This is a genomic window from Enterococcus sp. AZ194 (assembly GCF_051713825.1).
Classification (GTDB): Bacteria; Bacillota; Bacilli; order Lactobacillales; family Enterococcaceae; genus Enterococcus_K.
In genome coordinates this window covers 3,765,093-3,781,336 of the sequence record NZ_JBIOQR010000001.1, presented here as the reverse complement: position 1 = coordinate 3,781,336, position 16,244 = coordinate 3,765,093, and the positions used below count along the sequence as shown (strand labels likewise).

The 16,244-nt window shown below is 38.6% G+C and carries 11 protein-coding genes; 10 read left to right on the top strand and 1 reads right to left on the bottom strand.

Annotated features, from left to right (window positions below):
- The first annotated feature begins 12 nt into the window (after window positions 1-12).
- From IGI37_RS17555 to IGI37_RS17540, 4 genes are all read left to right on the top strand, one after another.
- Entirely contained in the window at window positions 13-1,026 is a 1,014-nt protein-coding gene (locus IGI37_RS17555; RefSeq protein WP_438763375.1) for a Gfo/Idh/MocA family protein, read from the top strand.
- A gap of 74 nt (window positions 1,027-1,100) precedes the next feature.
- On the top strand, window positions 1,101-2,888 hold the full coding sequence (locus tag IGI37_RS17550) for a glycoside hydrolase family 2 protein (RefSeq protein ID WP_438763373.1): 1,788 nt from the start codon (window positions 1,101-1,103) through the stop codon (window positions 2,886-2,888).
- A 62-nt stretch (window positions 2,889-2,950) separates the two neighbouring features.
- Complete coding sequence (locus IGI37_RS17545; RefSeq protein WP_438763372.1) at window positions 2,951-4,951, top strand: glycoside hydrolase family 88/105 protein; 2,001 nt, start codon at window positions 2,951-2,953, stop codon at window positions 4,949-4,951.
- 131 nt (window positions 4,952-5,082) lie between these two features.
- A complete protein-coding gene (locus tag IGI37_RS17540) occupies window positions 5,083-5,997 on the top strand; it encodes a glycoside hydrolase family 43 protein (RefSeq protein WP_438763371.1) in 915 nt (304 codons plus the stop codon).
- A 244-nt stretch (window positions 5,998-6,241) separates the two neighbouring features.
- Here IGI37_RS17540 and IGI37_RS17535 read toward each other — a convergent pair whose 3' ends face one another.
- Window positions 6,242-6,907: a GntR family transcriptional regulator gene (locus IGI37_RS17535; protein ID WP_438763370.1), complete on the bottom strand. Its 666-nt coding sequence runs from the start codon at window positions 6,905-6,907 to the stop codon at window positions 6,242-6,244.
- Window positions 6,908-7,053: 146 nt separating this feature from the next.
- Between IGI37_RS17535 and IGI37_RS17530 the strand changes: the two genes are divergently transcribed.
- The 6 genes from IGI37_RS17530 to IGI37_RS17505 all read left to right on the top strand — a co-directional run bounded on the left by IGI37_RS17530 (window position 7,054) and on the right by IGI37_RS17505 (window position 16,204).
- The gene (locus IGI37_RS17530) at window positions 7,054-8,634 is read left to right on the top strand and encodes a mannitol dehydrogenase family protein (RefSeq protein WP_438763369.1); all 1,581 of its coding nucleotides are present in this window, start codon (window positions 7,054-7,056) and stop codon (window positions 8,632-8,634) included.
- Between the two features lie 15 nt (window positions 8,635-8,649).
- The gene (gene uxuA / locus IGI37_RS17525; protein ID WP_438763368.1) at window positions 8,650-9,723 is read left to right on the top strand and encodes a mannonate dehydratase; all 1,074 of its coding nucleotides are present in this window, start codon (window positions 8,650-8,652) and stop codon (window positions 9,721-9,723) included.
- A gap of 12 nt (window positions 9,724-9,735) precedes the next feature.
- Window positions 9,736-11,127 (top strand): glucuronate isomerase, encoded by a 1,392-nt coding sequence (uxaC, locus tag IGI37_RS17520; protein WP_438763367.1) that lies wholly within the window; start codon window positions 9,736-9,738, stop codon window positions 11,125-11,127.
- A gap of 222 nt (window positions 11,128-11,349) precedes the next feature.
- Window positions 11,350-12,579, top strand: a complete 1,230-nt coding sequence (locus IGI37_RS17515) for a metallophosphoesterase family protein (protein ID WP_438763366.1) — start codon at window positions 11,350-11,352, stop codon at window positions 12,577-12,579.
- Window positions 12,576-15,257 carry an AAA family ATPase gene (locus tag IGI37_RS17510; protein ID WP_438763365.1) on the top strand — a complete coding sequence of 894 codons (2,682 nt, stop codon included), beginning with the start codon at window positions 12,576-12,578 and terminating at the stop codon, window positions 15,255-15,257. Before IGI37_RS17515 ends, IGI37_RS17510 begins: the two co-directional genes overlap by 4 nt.
- 2 nt (window positions 15,258-15,259) lie before the next feature.
- Window positions 15,260-16,204 carry a 3'-5' exoribonuclease YhaM family protein gene (locus IGI37_RS17505; protein ID WP_438763364.1) on the top strand — a complete coding sequence of 315 codons (945 nt, stop codon included), beginning with the start codon at window positions 15,260-15,262 and terminating at the stop codon, window positions 16,202-16,204.
- Window positions 16,205-16,244 lie beyond the last annotated feature (40 nt).

The following is a 16,244-nucleotide window of genomic DNA, read 5'->3' as shown; positions in this document are numbered from 1 at the left end:
ACGTGTGATGAGATGATTACATTTGGAATAATTGGTTGTGGAAATATTGCTGGCGTTCATGCAGAAGCAATTGAGCGGATAGAAGGCGCACAGCTGCTTGCTGTATGTGATAACAACCCAAAAAAAGGCCAACAGTTTGCAGAAATGCATGCCACTGATTTTTATCAAGAGTATAAAGACTTGCTAGCTGATGAAAGAATTCAAGTGATTATTATTGCGACACCTCATTATTTGCATAAACAAATGACGGTTGACAGCTTCTCTTTTAATAAACATGTCATTTGTGAAAAACCAATGGCGACCACTGTTTCTGATGCAAAAGAGATTTACCGACAACAATCAATTTTTAAAAAAGAGTATGTTGTTTGTTATCAAAATCGCTTTAATGCTTCGTTTATTAAGTTGAAAGAGCGAATTGAGAATCAATCCTTTGGCAAGCTTAAGGGGATTCGATGTGAAATGAGTTGGCATCGTGATGCAAGTTATTATGCAAAAGATAGTTGGAAAGGAACTTGGAAAGAAGAAGGTGGTGGATTGCTGATTAATCAAGCAATCCACACACTAGATGTCGTGCCGTGGTTTATTAAATGTCCTCAGAAGATCAAGGGGAAAATTATGCAATCATTGTTAGAAGATGACATTGAAGTAGAAGATGCAGCGATGGGAACAGCCATGATTGATGAACAGATTCCCGTAGTGATTTATGCATCTAATAATTTTTCTTCTGATCGAACACCAAGTGTCTTATTTGATTTTGAAGGGGCCACCGTCGAATTAACGAATAAAGAGCTATTCATTAACGGGCAGAAAGTACCCTTGATGGAAGAAAAACAAAGCTATGTGAGTAAAGAGTATTGGGGGAACGGTCATCAACGACTGATTCAGACTTTTGTGAATAAGTTGACTGGTGTGAAGGATCCTTATCTTTCTTATTTAGCATGTGAGGATGCCATTGACTCCTTAAAAATGGTCTGTGGAATCTATGACTCAGACAGAAACGGAAAATGGATGAATCTTACAAACTAAATTTGTGTTCATAAATATAAAGAATGTAGAGTAGATGATTGCTACAGAAGAAATTAGCTGAAGGTGAAGAAATAATGAAAAAAAATGACTATCCTAGACCACAGTTTGTCAGAGAAAACTGGAAAAATTTGAACGGTGAATGGGCATTTGAATTTGATGATGCAGACAAAGGATTGAAGGAGAAATGGTATCATAACTCACAGAAATTTAGTCAAACAATTAAGGTACCCTTCGTTTATCAATCAGAAGCTAGTGGTATTGGGCTTACGGAGCCACACGAAATTGTTTGGTATCAAAGAAACTTTAACGTGGAGAAGAAAGACAATAAACGCTATATTTTACATTTTGGTGCTGTCGATTACCTATCAGACATTTACGTTAATGGAGAACATGTGCTTACTCATGAAGGAGGCCATACATCATTTTGTGTGGATATTACAAACTATCTCCAACCAGAAAATTATTTGGTTATCCGGGTATTTGATCCTTTGACAGATGAATCGATTCCACGTGGAAAACAATTTTGGGAAGCAGAAAGTCGAGGGATTTGGTATACGAATACTACAGGAATCTGGCAGACAGTCTGGCTTGAAGAAGTTAATCAAGTGTATCTCGAAAAAATTAAAATGACCCCTCTTTATGATGAAGGGAAAATTCGACTCCAAACAAAAATAAATGAATCGAACGAGCAATTAAAGTTAAAATTCCAAATTTATTATGGGCAAGAAGCGATTACGAGTGGCGAGCTTGATTTTAAAAGTAAAAAGCTCGATTTTTCAGTTGATTTGTTTGATGAAAAAATATTTAGACATAATTTTCATGGTGAGGGCTATTCATGGACACCTGAGACGCCTAATTTATTTGATATCACATTTGAATTGGTTCAGGAAAAACAAACGGTGGATAAAGTTTCTAGCTATTTTGGTTTTAGAAAAATTCATCAAGAAAACGGCATGGTCTTTTTAAATAATCGTCCCTATTATCAAAAGTTAGTTCTTGATCAAGGGTATTGGCCAGAAAGTTTAATGACTGCACCAGATGATAAAGCGTTTATCAAGGATATTGAATTATCAAAAGAGATGGGATTTAATGGCTGTCGGAAACATCAAAAAACAGAGGATCCACGATTTTTATATTGGGCAGACAAACTAGGCTTTTTAGTTTGGGGAGAATGTGCTTCTGCGCCCTTTTATAATGAGGATTCTGTTAATCGGTTGATGACTGAGTGGAAAGAAATTATTGACAGAGATTATAATCACCCCTCCATTGTGACGTGGGTTCCATTAAATGAAAGCTGGGGCATACCAGATGTACAAAGAAGCCGACAACAACAGCATTTTTCACAGACGATGTATCATTATATTCATTCATTGGATACAACCCGTTTGGTCATTTCAAATGATGGCTGGGCTATGACCGAAACAGATATCTGTGCCATCCATAACTATGCGCATGGAAACAAGGATGAAAAACAAAAGTATGAATTTTTCATTGAAACACTTCGGACAAAAAAGGCTATTTTAGCTTATTCTTCTTCTGCTTGGGCTATTTATGCGGAAGGCTTTGAGAATCAAGGAGAACCTGTTTTATTAACGGAGTTTGGTGGCATAGGCTTTGACGTTTCTGGTCAGCCAGGGTGGGGCTACACTTCTGCCAAAAATCAGGAAGAATTTATTTCAGAGTATGCTCGTGTTATGAAAGCACTCTATACTTCAGAAATTTTGTACGGTTTTTGTTACACGCAATTAACTGACGTTGAGCAGGAAATTAATGGGCTATTGACTTATGACAGAAAAGCGAAATGTGATCTCTCTTTAATCAAAGAAATTAATGATCGTTTTCATGTGCCACGTATTGGTTAACTGAACTTGTTGGAAAGAATTTTTGATGGTCTCTTTAGTTATTTAAGAAAGGATTGATGAATATGTACTTTGATAAAAAAGACAGTGCAAAATTTAATTTTGGAAATGATACAAAAGCAATCTTAACTCATTTAATTCAACGTTTCACAGGGGCAAACCCAGAAATACCTTATATCCCAGTGATTGATTTTCCAAGCGGCCAACCGTATACAAAGGATGGTTGGTGTGTCGTTTCTTTTGAAGAAGAATATGAAGAATTAGTTGTTGGCGAAAAAGGCGTGGCCACCACGTATCTTCCTTCTGATTCTATTCAAACGATACACTTAGCGCTTGAGTGTGTGGGACCTACCGTAGTTTATATAAATGAGGTAGCTGTTTTTCAATCCACACCAGATCAAGAGAATCGCCGCCAAGCAAATAAATTGTCTCTAAATCTAAATAAGGGGCAAAACCAATTAACTTTTGTGACAGAAAAAACGCCACTAGGTTGCGGTTTTAGAATTAGAAATCAAGCCCCACAATGGGCGCCGACACATTTTTATAAAATTTGCGATTATTTTTTACCAATGTTAGGTTTCCATCTTCAAAAGCTAGCAGATATTCCAGAAGATGAGTTGTTCACCAAAATGTTGGCGACTTTACAGGAAGCGACTATTCAATCTGAAACAGTTGAAACATATTTTGTGAAAATAGAAATTCCTTGGAATTGTCAGCAGTTTATTTACTCGGGAATAGGCAATCTTTCACTCTCTGAAGGTCAAGAGATAGAAAAAGACAACCTCATTGATATAAAATCAGAAGGTCAATGGCTAGAGCTTATTTATCGTGGAAGTCAGCTATCAGAAGACATGAAGGCTTTTAATTGGAATGGTAACTTCCCTAAGCTGAATTGGTTATATTGTGGCCCGGTAAAAGATTCTGAACAGCCTAAAATGGATTTTTCTGTTGTCCAAGAGAGTTCGAATGGCGAATCTATTTATTGGGAAGCACCGTTTGTGGGAGCAAAGGTTCGCTTATCAAGAAATAGTAGTTTATTTGCTCATTGGACCTATTGGATGGGTGTGACGCTGTATGGCTTTTTAGAAGCAAGTGAGTATTTTTCGCAAGAGGAGTGGAAAACCTATTCTATACATTCTGTTGAGCAAATTATTACGCATGATGACTATGGTCAATGGGATAGAAAAGTTTATCAATACCCGTTAATTAATACACAATTTTATTGGTTGAGAGAATTAGATGATTGTGGTTCGTTTGGTAGTTTGATGTTGGAAAGTCTGAACTACGAGCAAAATGAGAAAATTTTTCCGATTGCATACCGTATCGCTAATTTTATGAAAGATGAGACTCTTAGACAGGCTGATGGTGCATTTTATCGTGAAAATGATACCATGTGGGTGGATGATCTCTACATGAGTGTGCCGTTCCTTGTTCGTTATTGGGAACTGAGTCAAAAAGAGTGTTACTTAACAGATGCTATAAACCAGATGAAATTTTTCAGAGAACGATTTTTTATCAATGAAAAAAATATCATGAGTCATATTTTTGATACGCGCTTTAAAAAAGCGAATCAATTGCCTTGGAGTAGGGGGAATGGCTGGGTAATGTTTTCTCTATCTGAATTACTGGAAAAAATGCCAGCGACTCATGAAAGACGAGACGAAGTTGAAGCCTTCTACAATGAACTGTCAGTGGGAATCATTGCCAGTCAAGATACAAATGGCTTATGGCATCAGTTATTAGATGATAAAGAGGCTTATTTTGAAAGTTCTTCTACTGCTATGTTTATTTGTGCTTTGTCACGAGGGATTCGAAATGGTTATTTACAAGAGAAGCTGATTGAAAAAGCTACAGAAACTGTCCAAAAGGCTTGGGAAGGTTTAGCTGAATTTTGTATAGATAAGAGTGGCAATTTATACGGTGTTTGTCGAGGCTCTGGTTTCTCCTTTTCACGTGACTACTATCACAGCCTAGGTTGGCTCTTAAATGATGCGCATGGCACAGGGATAGTTGCCTTAGCCGGAGTTGAATATGAGCGTCTTAGAGCGTTCGCAGAGGTAAAATAACGGTTTACTTGATTTGTTAAAACAGAAGAAAAGTTTTGAGGAGGCTCAACTTTTTTTCTGTTTTTTGTAGTTGAACAATGCGTTTCGATGAGTAAGAGTCAACGAAAAAATTGAAGTGGGGTAAATTAGATATGTCTAAAGTCAGTTCTGGTGGAAAGCTAACGATTCAAAACATTGGAGATCCCTATGTATTACGAGTAGAGGAAACTTATTATTTGTACGCGACAAGTGATTTTGATGGGTATTATTGTTGGACCTCTAAGGATCTTCTTTATTGGAGTGAGCCTGTAGTCTGTTTCGAAAAGAACGCCAAAAGTTTTGGCAGTCGACTATTCTGGGCACCCGAGGTTTATGAATTTCAAGGGAAGTTTTACATGTATTATACGGCACAATGGAAAAAATTTGAGGCGCATTGCTTAAGAATTGGAGTGGCTGTGGCAGAGAGTCCAACTGGTCCGTTTACAGATGTTTATGATAGCCAACCGATGTTCGATTTTGGTTATGGCGTATTGGATGCCCATATTTTAAAAGATGGAGAAGAAAACTATCTTTATTATTCACGTGCATGGGAGGATAACCCGTCAAAAACAGCAGATATTTATGGCGTAAGATTAGGAAAAGATTTTATCTCTGTCGAGGGAGAAGCAGTGTGCCTCATTCAACCTAACCAACCGTGGGAAAAACAATATCAGACAGAACAAGGTGTTTTTTGGACTGAGGGCCCCTTTGTTGTGAAAAAAGATCATCAGTATCATTTGATGTATTCAGCAAATTTTTTTGCAAGTGAATATTACGGAATAGGTGCGGCTGTTTCAGATAGCCCATTGGGACCGTTTAAAAAATATCAGAATAATCCGATTCTGGCAACTGATGAGGTCGTCTCAGGTCCAGGTCATAATAGTGTCGTTGACTTGCCAACGGGTGAGCAATATTGTGTATATCATGCACATACAGATTATATAAAAAAAGGGGGCAATAGACAGGTTTATGTGACACCACTGACGTTTGTGGATGGGCGAATTCAGCTTCAACACCCAGTTAGTTGAGCGGAAAAATAGCATTTGTGTAGTCAAAAAGAGGTTGGAAAAGCGTTTAACTCCGAGAACCGGGTAGGTACTGTGCAACAACTATCTAGCCTGTCTCATGCATAGAAGTTGTTGAGATCGGAGTCCATGGAGTGTAGCTGGAGTTAAACACTTCTGCCCCAACCTCCTCGAACTCTTAAAATCTAAAATAGGTACGAGGTCATGCTTGAATTGATAGAAAAAAACTTCCTTTCTATAAAGGTAATTATTCCTCGAAATAATCAGGATAGGCTTGTTTGACTACCTTTAAGTCGTTATCAATGACATCGATATGGGTCCCAATTAAGGCAACAATTTTTTCTTTATCACGTTCTTTTAAAGTTTGAAGAATTTGTTCGTGATCGTTCAAAATAACATCCCAAGAAAGTCCAGCTACTTCTAAGCGTAAAAAGCGGAAGCGATTGAGCTGCAAATTAATGGACTGTAGCCAGTTCCAGACGTGATTTTTATTGGCGATTTGATAAACCAAGTGGTGAAAATCTTCGTCTAATTGGAAAAAGGTGGCTTCATCTTTGAGTGTGGCATAAGTTTTTTGAAGTACCAATAATTTTTCTAACTCATGATAGTTTTCTTCAGTTGCTAAGTCACAAGCGACGACAAAAATATTTTTTTCCAAGGTTTCTCGAACAAAACGAGCTTCTTCAATTTGTTGTAAATTGATTTTGGCAACATAGGTTCCACTTTGAGGAATCACGCGAATAAGTTCTTCTCTACGCAAACGGATAATAGCTTCACGAATAGGCGTTCGTCCCATTTCTAGACGTTCTTCCAATTCCTTTTCGGAAACTCGGGAACCGGGAGCTAATTCTGCTGAAAGGATTGAGTTCTTGATTGATTCATAGGCTTTGTGTTGAAAATTTGTTGTAGTCAATAGGCTTCTCTTTTCCAAATAATTTATTAGGTGCAATAAAATTAGTATATAAGTTCTAAGAATTTTTGTAAAGGTTTGCATTTTCTTTTTCGATAGATTAAAATATTAATATATCAGTTTGGTGATTTTACGAGGAGGAGAAGACAATGCAAGGAATTGAAACTTGGGAAAAGGTTAAAAGGCCCATAGCAGAAAAGGCGGAGCTAGTTTCTTATACAAAAGAACATCCCCAATGGCTTCACTTTGGAGGGGGGAATTTGTTTCGAGCTTTTCATGCAGAGATTGCTCAGGAATTAGTGGATAAAGAAGAAATGAGAAGTGGCGTAATTGTCTGCGAAACATTTGATGAGCAAGTGATTGAAAAGGCGTATCACCCGTATGATAATAATATTTTAGAAGTGATTATGCATGAAGATGGCGAGTTAGAGAAAAAAATGCTGAATGCCGTTGCTGAGAGCTTTTTTTGTCATCCTTTAGAAGAGCAAAGCTATCGACGTGTTCAGGAAATATTCGAAAATCCTTCTTTACAGATGGTAACAGTGACGATTACAGAAAAAGGTTATGCGCTCACCGATAGTCAGGGCAAGCTATCACCTATTGCAATCAAAGATATTGAAGCTGGACCAGATAAAGCTGTTCATACGATGAGTATTCTTGCAAACCTACTTCTTCACCGGTTTAAAAAAGGCGCGTATCCATTGGCCTTAATTTCTACCGATAACTTTTCTAGAAACGGGCAACGTTTCAAGGAGTCGGTTGTTCAAATCGTAAAAGGTTGGGAAGAAAAGGGGGATGTCGAGGCAGCCTTTCTTGACTATTTAATGGATACAGAGAAGGTGACCTTCCCTTGGTCAATGATTGATAGAATTACACCGAATCCGTCTCAGACTGTGTTAGATAAGTTGACGGCACAAGGAATTGAGGGGCTTTCTTTAATTCATACGGATAAAGGAACAAATATCGCACCGTTTGCTAATACGGAACAGACACACTACTTGGTTATTGAAGATAGTTTTCCGAATGGCCGTCCTGCTTTAGAAGTGGCGGGAGTGATTTTTACGACAAGAGAAATTGTGGATAAGACAGATGCGATGAAGGTGACCACCTGTTTAAATCCACTTCATACAGCGATGTCTATTTTTGGTTGTCTGTTTGAGTATCAATCGATTGCTGAGGAGATGAAGGATGAGGATATTGTTTCGTTGATTAAAGGAGTCGGTTATAAAGAAGGCCTACCTGTTGTTGAAGATCCAGAGATTATTCATCCGAAAACATTTATTGATGAGGTCATTACAAAGCGTCTACCTAATCCAATGATTCCTGATAGGCCTCAACGGATAGCGGCAGATACTTCACAAAAAGTTGCGATTCGGTTTGGAGAGACCATCAAAAAATATATGGAGAGTGGGAAATCAGAGCAGCTAGTGTATATTCCATTAAGCATTGCTGGCTGGTTGCGTTACCTTCTAGGCCTGAATGACCAAGGAGAAGCGATGAAGCTTAGTCCAGACCCGTTGTTGGATGAATTACAAGAGCAGTTGAGTGAGGTCACGTTAGGGTTTGAAGGGGATCTAGCCTCAATTTTAAGGCCGATTTTAGCGAATCAATCGATTTTTGGTGTAGATTTATATGAAGCACGACTTGGGGAAAAAATTGAACACTACTTTAAACAGATGATTCAAAAAGAAGGGGCAGTTCGTGCTGTTTTGCATGAAACTGTTCAGTAAAAGGAGCGGATATACATGGAAATGACTTTTCGTTGGTATGGTAAAGAAGCAGACAAAATTAAATTACAAGAGATTCGCCAGATTCCTGGAATGAAAGGAATTGTCGGGACACTATTTGATATTCCAGCAGGAGAAGTTTGGCCGAAGAATAGAATCAAACAGTTAGTCGAAGAAGTTGAGGAAGCTGGTCTGACCTTAAAAGTAATCGAAAGTGTGAATGTTCACGATGATATAAAAATTGGTTTACCTACTCGTGACCGTTATATTGAAAATTATAAAGAATCGATTCGAAATTTAGCAGAATATGGAATTGAAGTCATTTGTTATAATTTCATGCCAATTTTTGATTGGATTAAGACGGATTTAAATTATATTTTACCAGATGGTTCTTCAACCATGGCCTTTGAAAAAGCGGGAATTGATAAAGATCCGGAAGAAATTGTTCGTGAAGTGGAAGAGTCAACATCTGACTACACATTACCTGGTTGGGAGCCAGAAAGATTAGCTCAGGTGAAGGAATTATTTAAAGCTTATGAGGCAGTGGATGATACAAAATTGCGTGAAAATTTTGCTTATTTTTTAAAAGAAATTATTCCTGTTTGTGAGGAAGTTGGCATCAAGATGGCGGTTCACCCAGATGATCCGCCGTATGCTATTTTTGGCTTGCCAAGGGTTGTCAAAAACAGAGAAGATTTAGACTGGATCTGTAATGTGGTTGATAGTCCATCAAATGGGATAACACTGTGCACTGGAAGTATTGGTGAAGATCCTGAAAATAATGTCTACGAGATTTTAGCAGAATTCTGCAAACGTGATCGAATTCCTTTTGCACATGTCAGAAATATTAAATATTTGGGCAATGATAAGGATTTTTATGAAGCGCCACATCTGTCCTCAGAAGGTTCGTTAGATATGTACAGAATTCTAGAAGCGATGTTTGATAATGGGTTTGACGGTTATATTCGTCCGGACCATGGGCGAATGATTTGGGGCGAGACAGGTCGTGCTGGTTATGGGTTATATGATCGAGCATTGGGTGCGATGTATCTTCTTGGATTGTGGGAAGCAATTGAAAAAAGTAAAGGATAGTGAGATGAAATCATGTTTTTAGACAAAGATTTTCTATTAAAAAGTGAGTTTGCTAAAAAGTTGTATCATGAGTATGCAGCAGAACAGCCAATTATTGATTACCATTGTCACTTAGATCCTCAAGAGATTTACGAAAATAAAAAGTTCACCAATATCACTCAAGCATGGTTAGGTGGTGATCACTACAAATGGCGGTTGATGCGTGCCAATGGAGTGCCAGAAGCACTTATTACTGGAACGGGCGATGACTATCAAAAATTCCTGGCTTGGGCAAAAACGATTGAAGCTTGTATTGGCAATCCACTGTATGTGTGGACCCATCTTGAATTGAAACGAATCTTTGGGATTGAAGAGTTATTAAATGAAGAAAACGCACCAAGTATTTGGGAAAAAGCGAATAAAAAGTTACAAGAGGATGATATGTCGACTAGGAGTTTGATTAAGCAAATGAATGTTCAGGTAATCTGTACAACAGATGATCCCATCGATTCTCTTACGTATCATTTGAAGCTTCAAGAAGAACAAGCCTTTAAGGTCTATCCAACTTTCCGACCAGATAAAGTCATTAATATTCAACAAGATGAGTATCTTGGGTACCTAAAAGAGCTTTCAGAAAAATCGGATATGGCAATTAAAAGCTATCAAGATCTGTTGGTGGCGTTAGAGAAACGGATGGACTTCTTCTCAACGATGGGCTGTCGTTTATCAGATCATAGCTTTGCAACATTAAAACCATTTGCTTACGATCGTCTTTTATTATCGGGAATTTTTGATAAAAAATGTGCGGGGATTCCTTTGAACAAAGAAGAAGTTGACTGTTATCAATTTGGCTTAGCAGCTGATTTAATGCGTCTTTATCATAAACAAGGCTGGACGGCTCAGCTTCATCTGATGGCAACACGCAATAATAATCAAAAACTCTATCAAACTTATGGGCCTGATGCAGGAGCAGATGCTTTAGGTGATAAACAGATTGAAGCGGGTGTTAGCCGACTTTTCGATGAGTTGAATCAAAAAGATGAGCTACCTAAAACGATTTTATATTCGTTAAATGCCAAGGATTATTTACCATTAGTGGCTCTTATGGGGTGTTTCCAATCAGAAGTTAAAGGGAAGCTTCAATTTGGCTCTGCTTGGTGGTTTAACGACACGTATTCTGGGATGCGTTATCAGCTGACGACATTAGCTGAGGGGGGGATTCTCGGGAATTTTGTGGGAATGCTGACAGACTCGCGCAGCTTCCTTTCTTACCCTCGTCATGAATATTTCCGTCGCATTCTGTGTCAACTTGTGAGTGAGTGGGTAGAGGAAGGTCAGTTACCTGAAGATGACCACTACTTGGGTAAAATTATCGCTAAAATAGCTTATGGCAATGCGCGTGATTATTTTGACTTTGGTTTATAAGTAAACCTAATTGTTAAAAAATACGAGAGTGAGGTTGGGACAGAAGTATGTAACTCCGAGAAATGAGAAGGAGTTGCTTCTGTGCCCACGCTCACTCTTTTTTGTTTGCTCTTTTAGGGCATCTTTCTCATTTGAAAATACGAACAAGTTTTCGTGTTTTTAGTGACGGTGTTTGTGGAAAATGGTATGATATAGAAAGAAAAGTAGGGAGGTTGCCCGTTTATGGTGAAGTTTATTCACGCAGCTGATTTGCATTTAGATCGTTCATTTGAAGGATTAGTTGGGATGGCTAGAGAAGCTCAGTTAGACTTTTTGGAAGTCAATCAGAAGGTTTTAGAAAATATTGTGGATGCAGCTATTTCACAGGAAGTAGACTGTCTTCTTTTGGCTGGGGACACCTTCCATCAAAGTCGCCCATCGTTACGTACGCAAAAGCACTTTTTTGAACAGATGTCCCGTTTATCAGACAGACAAGTTCCGGTCTTTTTAATTTTTGGAAACCATGATTATTATCAAAGTGAACGTTATTGGTTTGAATTTCCTGAAAATGTGTATCTATATACTTCAGAAAAAGTGGAAACAAAACAGTGGAAGACACGACAGGGTGAGTCTGTGGCAATTAGCGGCTTTAGTTATACCAATCAATGGTTGAAGACAGCCAAAGTTTCGGAGTTTCCTTCTCGTTACCCAGTCGATATTCACCTAGGTATTTACCATGGAGAGTTAGGTAAAACGAATAACTATGCACCTTTTCAAGTAACTGAGATGCAGCAAAAAGGCTATGATTACTGGGCGTTAGGGCATATTCATGTGCCGAGTGAGCTGAGTCGTCAGCCAGGTATTTTTTACCCAGGTACACCTCAAGGTCATACGCAAAAAGAAGAACAGGTTGAAGGGGTTCTTTTGGTTGAAATCAAAGAAGGAGAAGTCGACAAACAGTTTCTTCCGGTAGCGGAAATTCACTGGGTAACTAAAGAATTATCCTTAGAAACGGTACGAACAAGTCAAGAGGCATTAAAAAAAATAGAGCAGTCTTTGTATCAAATACAATCGAGTAGCGCATTAGTCAAACGAACACTTATTCAGCTTAAATTAACGGATTTTGAACAGTTGGGTAAGGAATTTCAAGAGAGTGTTGAGAATAGAGAAATTGTTCATTATTTATTAGAGAAAGCACAACAAGAAACACTGGATTCTTATATTTGGGCGATTGAGTTCGTTCATCAATCGACACAAAGTAAAATAAAAATTGAGGCATCGATGGAATTGGCTCAGCAGCTGTTTCATTCGTATCAAGATAAAGAAGAGTTTCAGCAAATCTTATCTGAGATTTATGGGCATCCAATTGCTCACCGTTTATTAGCGGATACGCCAGAGTTTCAAGAGACAGTTTTAAAAGAAACCCAACGATTGTTTGACTCAGATTTTACGATAGGAGGAACGCAAGAATGAGGCTTTTAAAAGCAGAAATTACCGCTTTTGGTAAGTGGCGAAATCAAGTATTTGATTTTGAACGTTCAAACCAGCTGTTTTATGGAAGTAATGAAGCCGGTAAATCGACACTTTACCAGTTTATTTGCGCAATGCTCTTTGGGTTTCCAACAAAAAATAAAAAGAAAAAAGATTATACGCCAAAAGATGGTGCTGCGTTTGGTGGGAAGCTTTGGTTAGAGCTTCCGCTTCACGGAGAGGTAATCATAGAGAGATATCGCCAACAAAATAAAGGGCAAGCGAAGGTTACTTTGGATGAACGAGTGGGTGATGAACGTTTATTAAAGCAACTATTGGCGCCTTTGACAAAAGAACTGTTCCAGCAAGTTTTTACTTTTCAACAGGAGCAACTGACAGAGTTGGATTTGTTAAAAGAAAATGAACTACATGAATCCCTAATTTCTTTGGGCATTTCAGGGAGTACCAATCTTTTTCAAAAAAAGCAAGAATACTTAGGACAGGCGCAACAGCTGTTTAAAAAGAAGGGACAAAAGCTTCCTTTGAACCAAGCACTAGTGGACTGGCAGCTTTTGCAACAGCAGATTCAAAGAAAACAAGCACAAGAGGCTGAGTTTGGTGAGCTAATTCGCCAACAACAGCAGCTAGAAAAAGAATACAAACAAACCAAACGCCTCTTGGAGGAGGAAGAAAAGAAGCTGAGTGCACTGCGTCAACAGCAGGTCAATTTTCCATTGTATAAAGAGTGGTTGCACCTAAAAAGCCTTTTGAAACAGCCAACACTCACAGAAAGTCAAAAGATAGCGCTACAAGACGTTTACCTAAAACAACAACAATTAGCAGGGCAGCTAGAAGAGTTGGAACAGCAGCTAGAAAAACACAGTGGGATGGATCAGCAGTCTGCACGCTACTATTTTTATTTAGAAAATGAAGAAAAAATTCAAGCGTTAGTGGAGCAACAGGTAGACGTTCAATTGTTGGTTGAAGAACAAGCGCGATTTGTTCAGAAATATCAAGAGACCACTTTTGAGCTGAGTCGCATGGAACAGCAATGGCAATGGGTGGCTGAACGCCCACCTGTGCCAGTAGACCAAACCGTGCTTTCTGAGTTAGTGACAAAGAGTCATCAACTGGAGGAGTCACGAATGCAGGGAATGGTTCGTAAAGAAATGATCAAAGAGCAACGAGATCAATTGGAGGAGGAAGTCAACCAGTTTGAGACGAATCATCCAGAGCTGTTTCAACGGGATAACAAAACGACAAAGGTTTCGCCTATTCCGTGGATTGTGGCTAGTCTTTCGTTTGTTGGAGGTCTATTTTTGGGCGGTGTTCTTCGATGGGGGTGTTTCGCACTCATGGTCGCAGGTCTTATCAGTGGGGTTTATCCGTTAGTTAGAAAACAAAAGGCTTCCCCACAGCTTATCAAAGAGCAGTGGCAAGAAAAACTGAACCAATTAGATATTTATGAAGGAAAATTAGCACAAGAGTTGGCACAAGAACAGATGATTAATGACCAGTTAGCGAACGAAAATGTGCGATTATTGACTTATATAGAAGACCATCATTTAGGTCAAATGAATACCTATTCGCTGATTCAAGAGAATTATTATCAGGTGACGCAGTATTTAGAGGGGCTTCAAGAGCAGCAAAAAATACGTGAAAAAAATCGACAGCAACAGCAACAACTAGATAAGTGGGCGGCCGATTGTCAGTTTTTACAGGAGTGGCTACCATTTCAAGAGAAATCACTTTCTGAGAAGATGGCGATAATTAACCAGTTTGCTAAGGAAATGGAGCAATTAAAGTTTGCCCAAAGCTATCAACAAAATACCCTTTTGAAGCAACAAATGAATCAAGTCCGACGTAAACAAAAAGAAGCTTTGGCAGAGCAAACGGACTTATTTAAAGAGACGGGGATTGCTTATTTATCTGAGATTCCAGCTCGTCTTCAACAAGAAGAGGAAGGCCAGAAGAATCGTTCTCGTTATGAGGAGTTGACGCAGACAATTGGTCAGCTGTTTCCTGAAGAGTTGACAGAAGGTGGATTAAACGAGTTGATGGAAACTGTCTCAACTTCAAAAAAAGTGCTGAATGAACAGGCAACACGACTTTCAGAGTTACGCCAACGTAATAAGATTCAAGTGGAAACTCTTCAGTCAGATGGTACATTAGATCAATTGTATCAAGAAGAAAGTCAGCAAAAAGCGGCACTTCTGGCGTTGGCCAATAAGTGGAGCGCTTTGGAATTAACTGCGGTCTTTTTAGGAGACTTATCAACGGAGTTATCTGAACGCCAGTTACCGGAATTATTAAAAAGAGCGGGAGAATATTTGGGGATATTAACAGATAACAAGTACAATAAACTTACTTTAGAGGCTGAGATTCTAACAGTTGTTAGTCACCAGCAATCATTTTCTGTTTATGAGCTTTCGACAGGAACTAAAGATCAATTAATGATGGCGATTCGGTTTGCGTATCTTTCTTTAGAGGGCGATAGAAAGTTATCTCCAGTAATGATTGATGATGGTTGGTTACATTATGATCATCAAAGAAAATATTGTTTGGCAAAACTCTTAGATGAATTTAGTAAAAAATATCAGGTGATTTGTTTTTCTTCGGACAAAGAAATGGTAAGCTATTATCAAGAGCTAAATCAACCAGTGATAAGAATAGGAGACTGACTATGAAAAAAATTCGAGAATTATCTGTGGATGATCAATTTGAAATGCTTGTGCTAATTAAAAACGCGGATGTTCGTTTGGCCAAAAATAATAAAAAATTCATTGCATTCACGTTTCAAGATACGTCAGGAACAATTGACGGCAAATATTGGGGCGCCTCTGAAGAAGATATTGAAACCTTTGTCGCGGGTAAAGTTGTTTCACTGATGGGCAAAAGAGAGATTTATCAAGGAAATCCGCAAGTTAAGATTCTAAACCTGCGCTTGCCGAATGCGAGTGAATCCTCTGAACCTACGCAATTTATGGAACGAGCACCTCTTAAGAAGGAAGATATGGAGGAAGAAATCAACCAAACCTTGTTTGAGATTACGAATGCTCACTGGAATCGAATTGTGCGCTTTTTATTGAACAAATATCAAAAACAATTTTTTGACTATCCAGCAGCTAAACGAAACCATCACGCGTTTGCTAGCGGTTTGGCTTATCATACGGTGTCTATGCTTCGATTAGGCAAGGCCGTTGCTAAAGAATATCCAGAAGTAAACCATGCGCTTTTATATGCAGGCATTATTCTTCATGATTTAGGCAAGGTCATCGAATTATCTGGGCCAATGTCAACGGAGTACACCTTGGCCGGCAATCTGGTGGGGCATTTAGTTTTAGTTGATGAGGAAATCACCAAAGCTTGTTTGGAATTAAACATTGATGGTGCGGCTGAAGATGTGGTTGTTTTACGACATATGGTGTTGGCACACCACGGGCTATTGGAGTATGGTTCACCAGTCCGCCCAAGAATCATGGAAGCAGAAATTTTACATCAAATTGATAACATGGATGCCTCTATGCAGATGATGCTAACCTCGATTCGTCAAACGACACCAGGAGAATATACAGACCGAATCTTTGGTATGGATAATCGAAGTTTTTACGTGCCAAAAGAAGTGTAATTAATAAAAGAATAAGGTCCCAGCCTCTCTTTATCCGAAT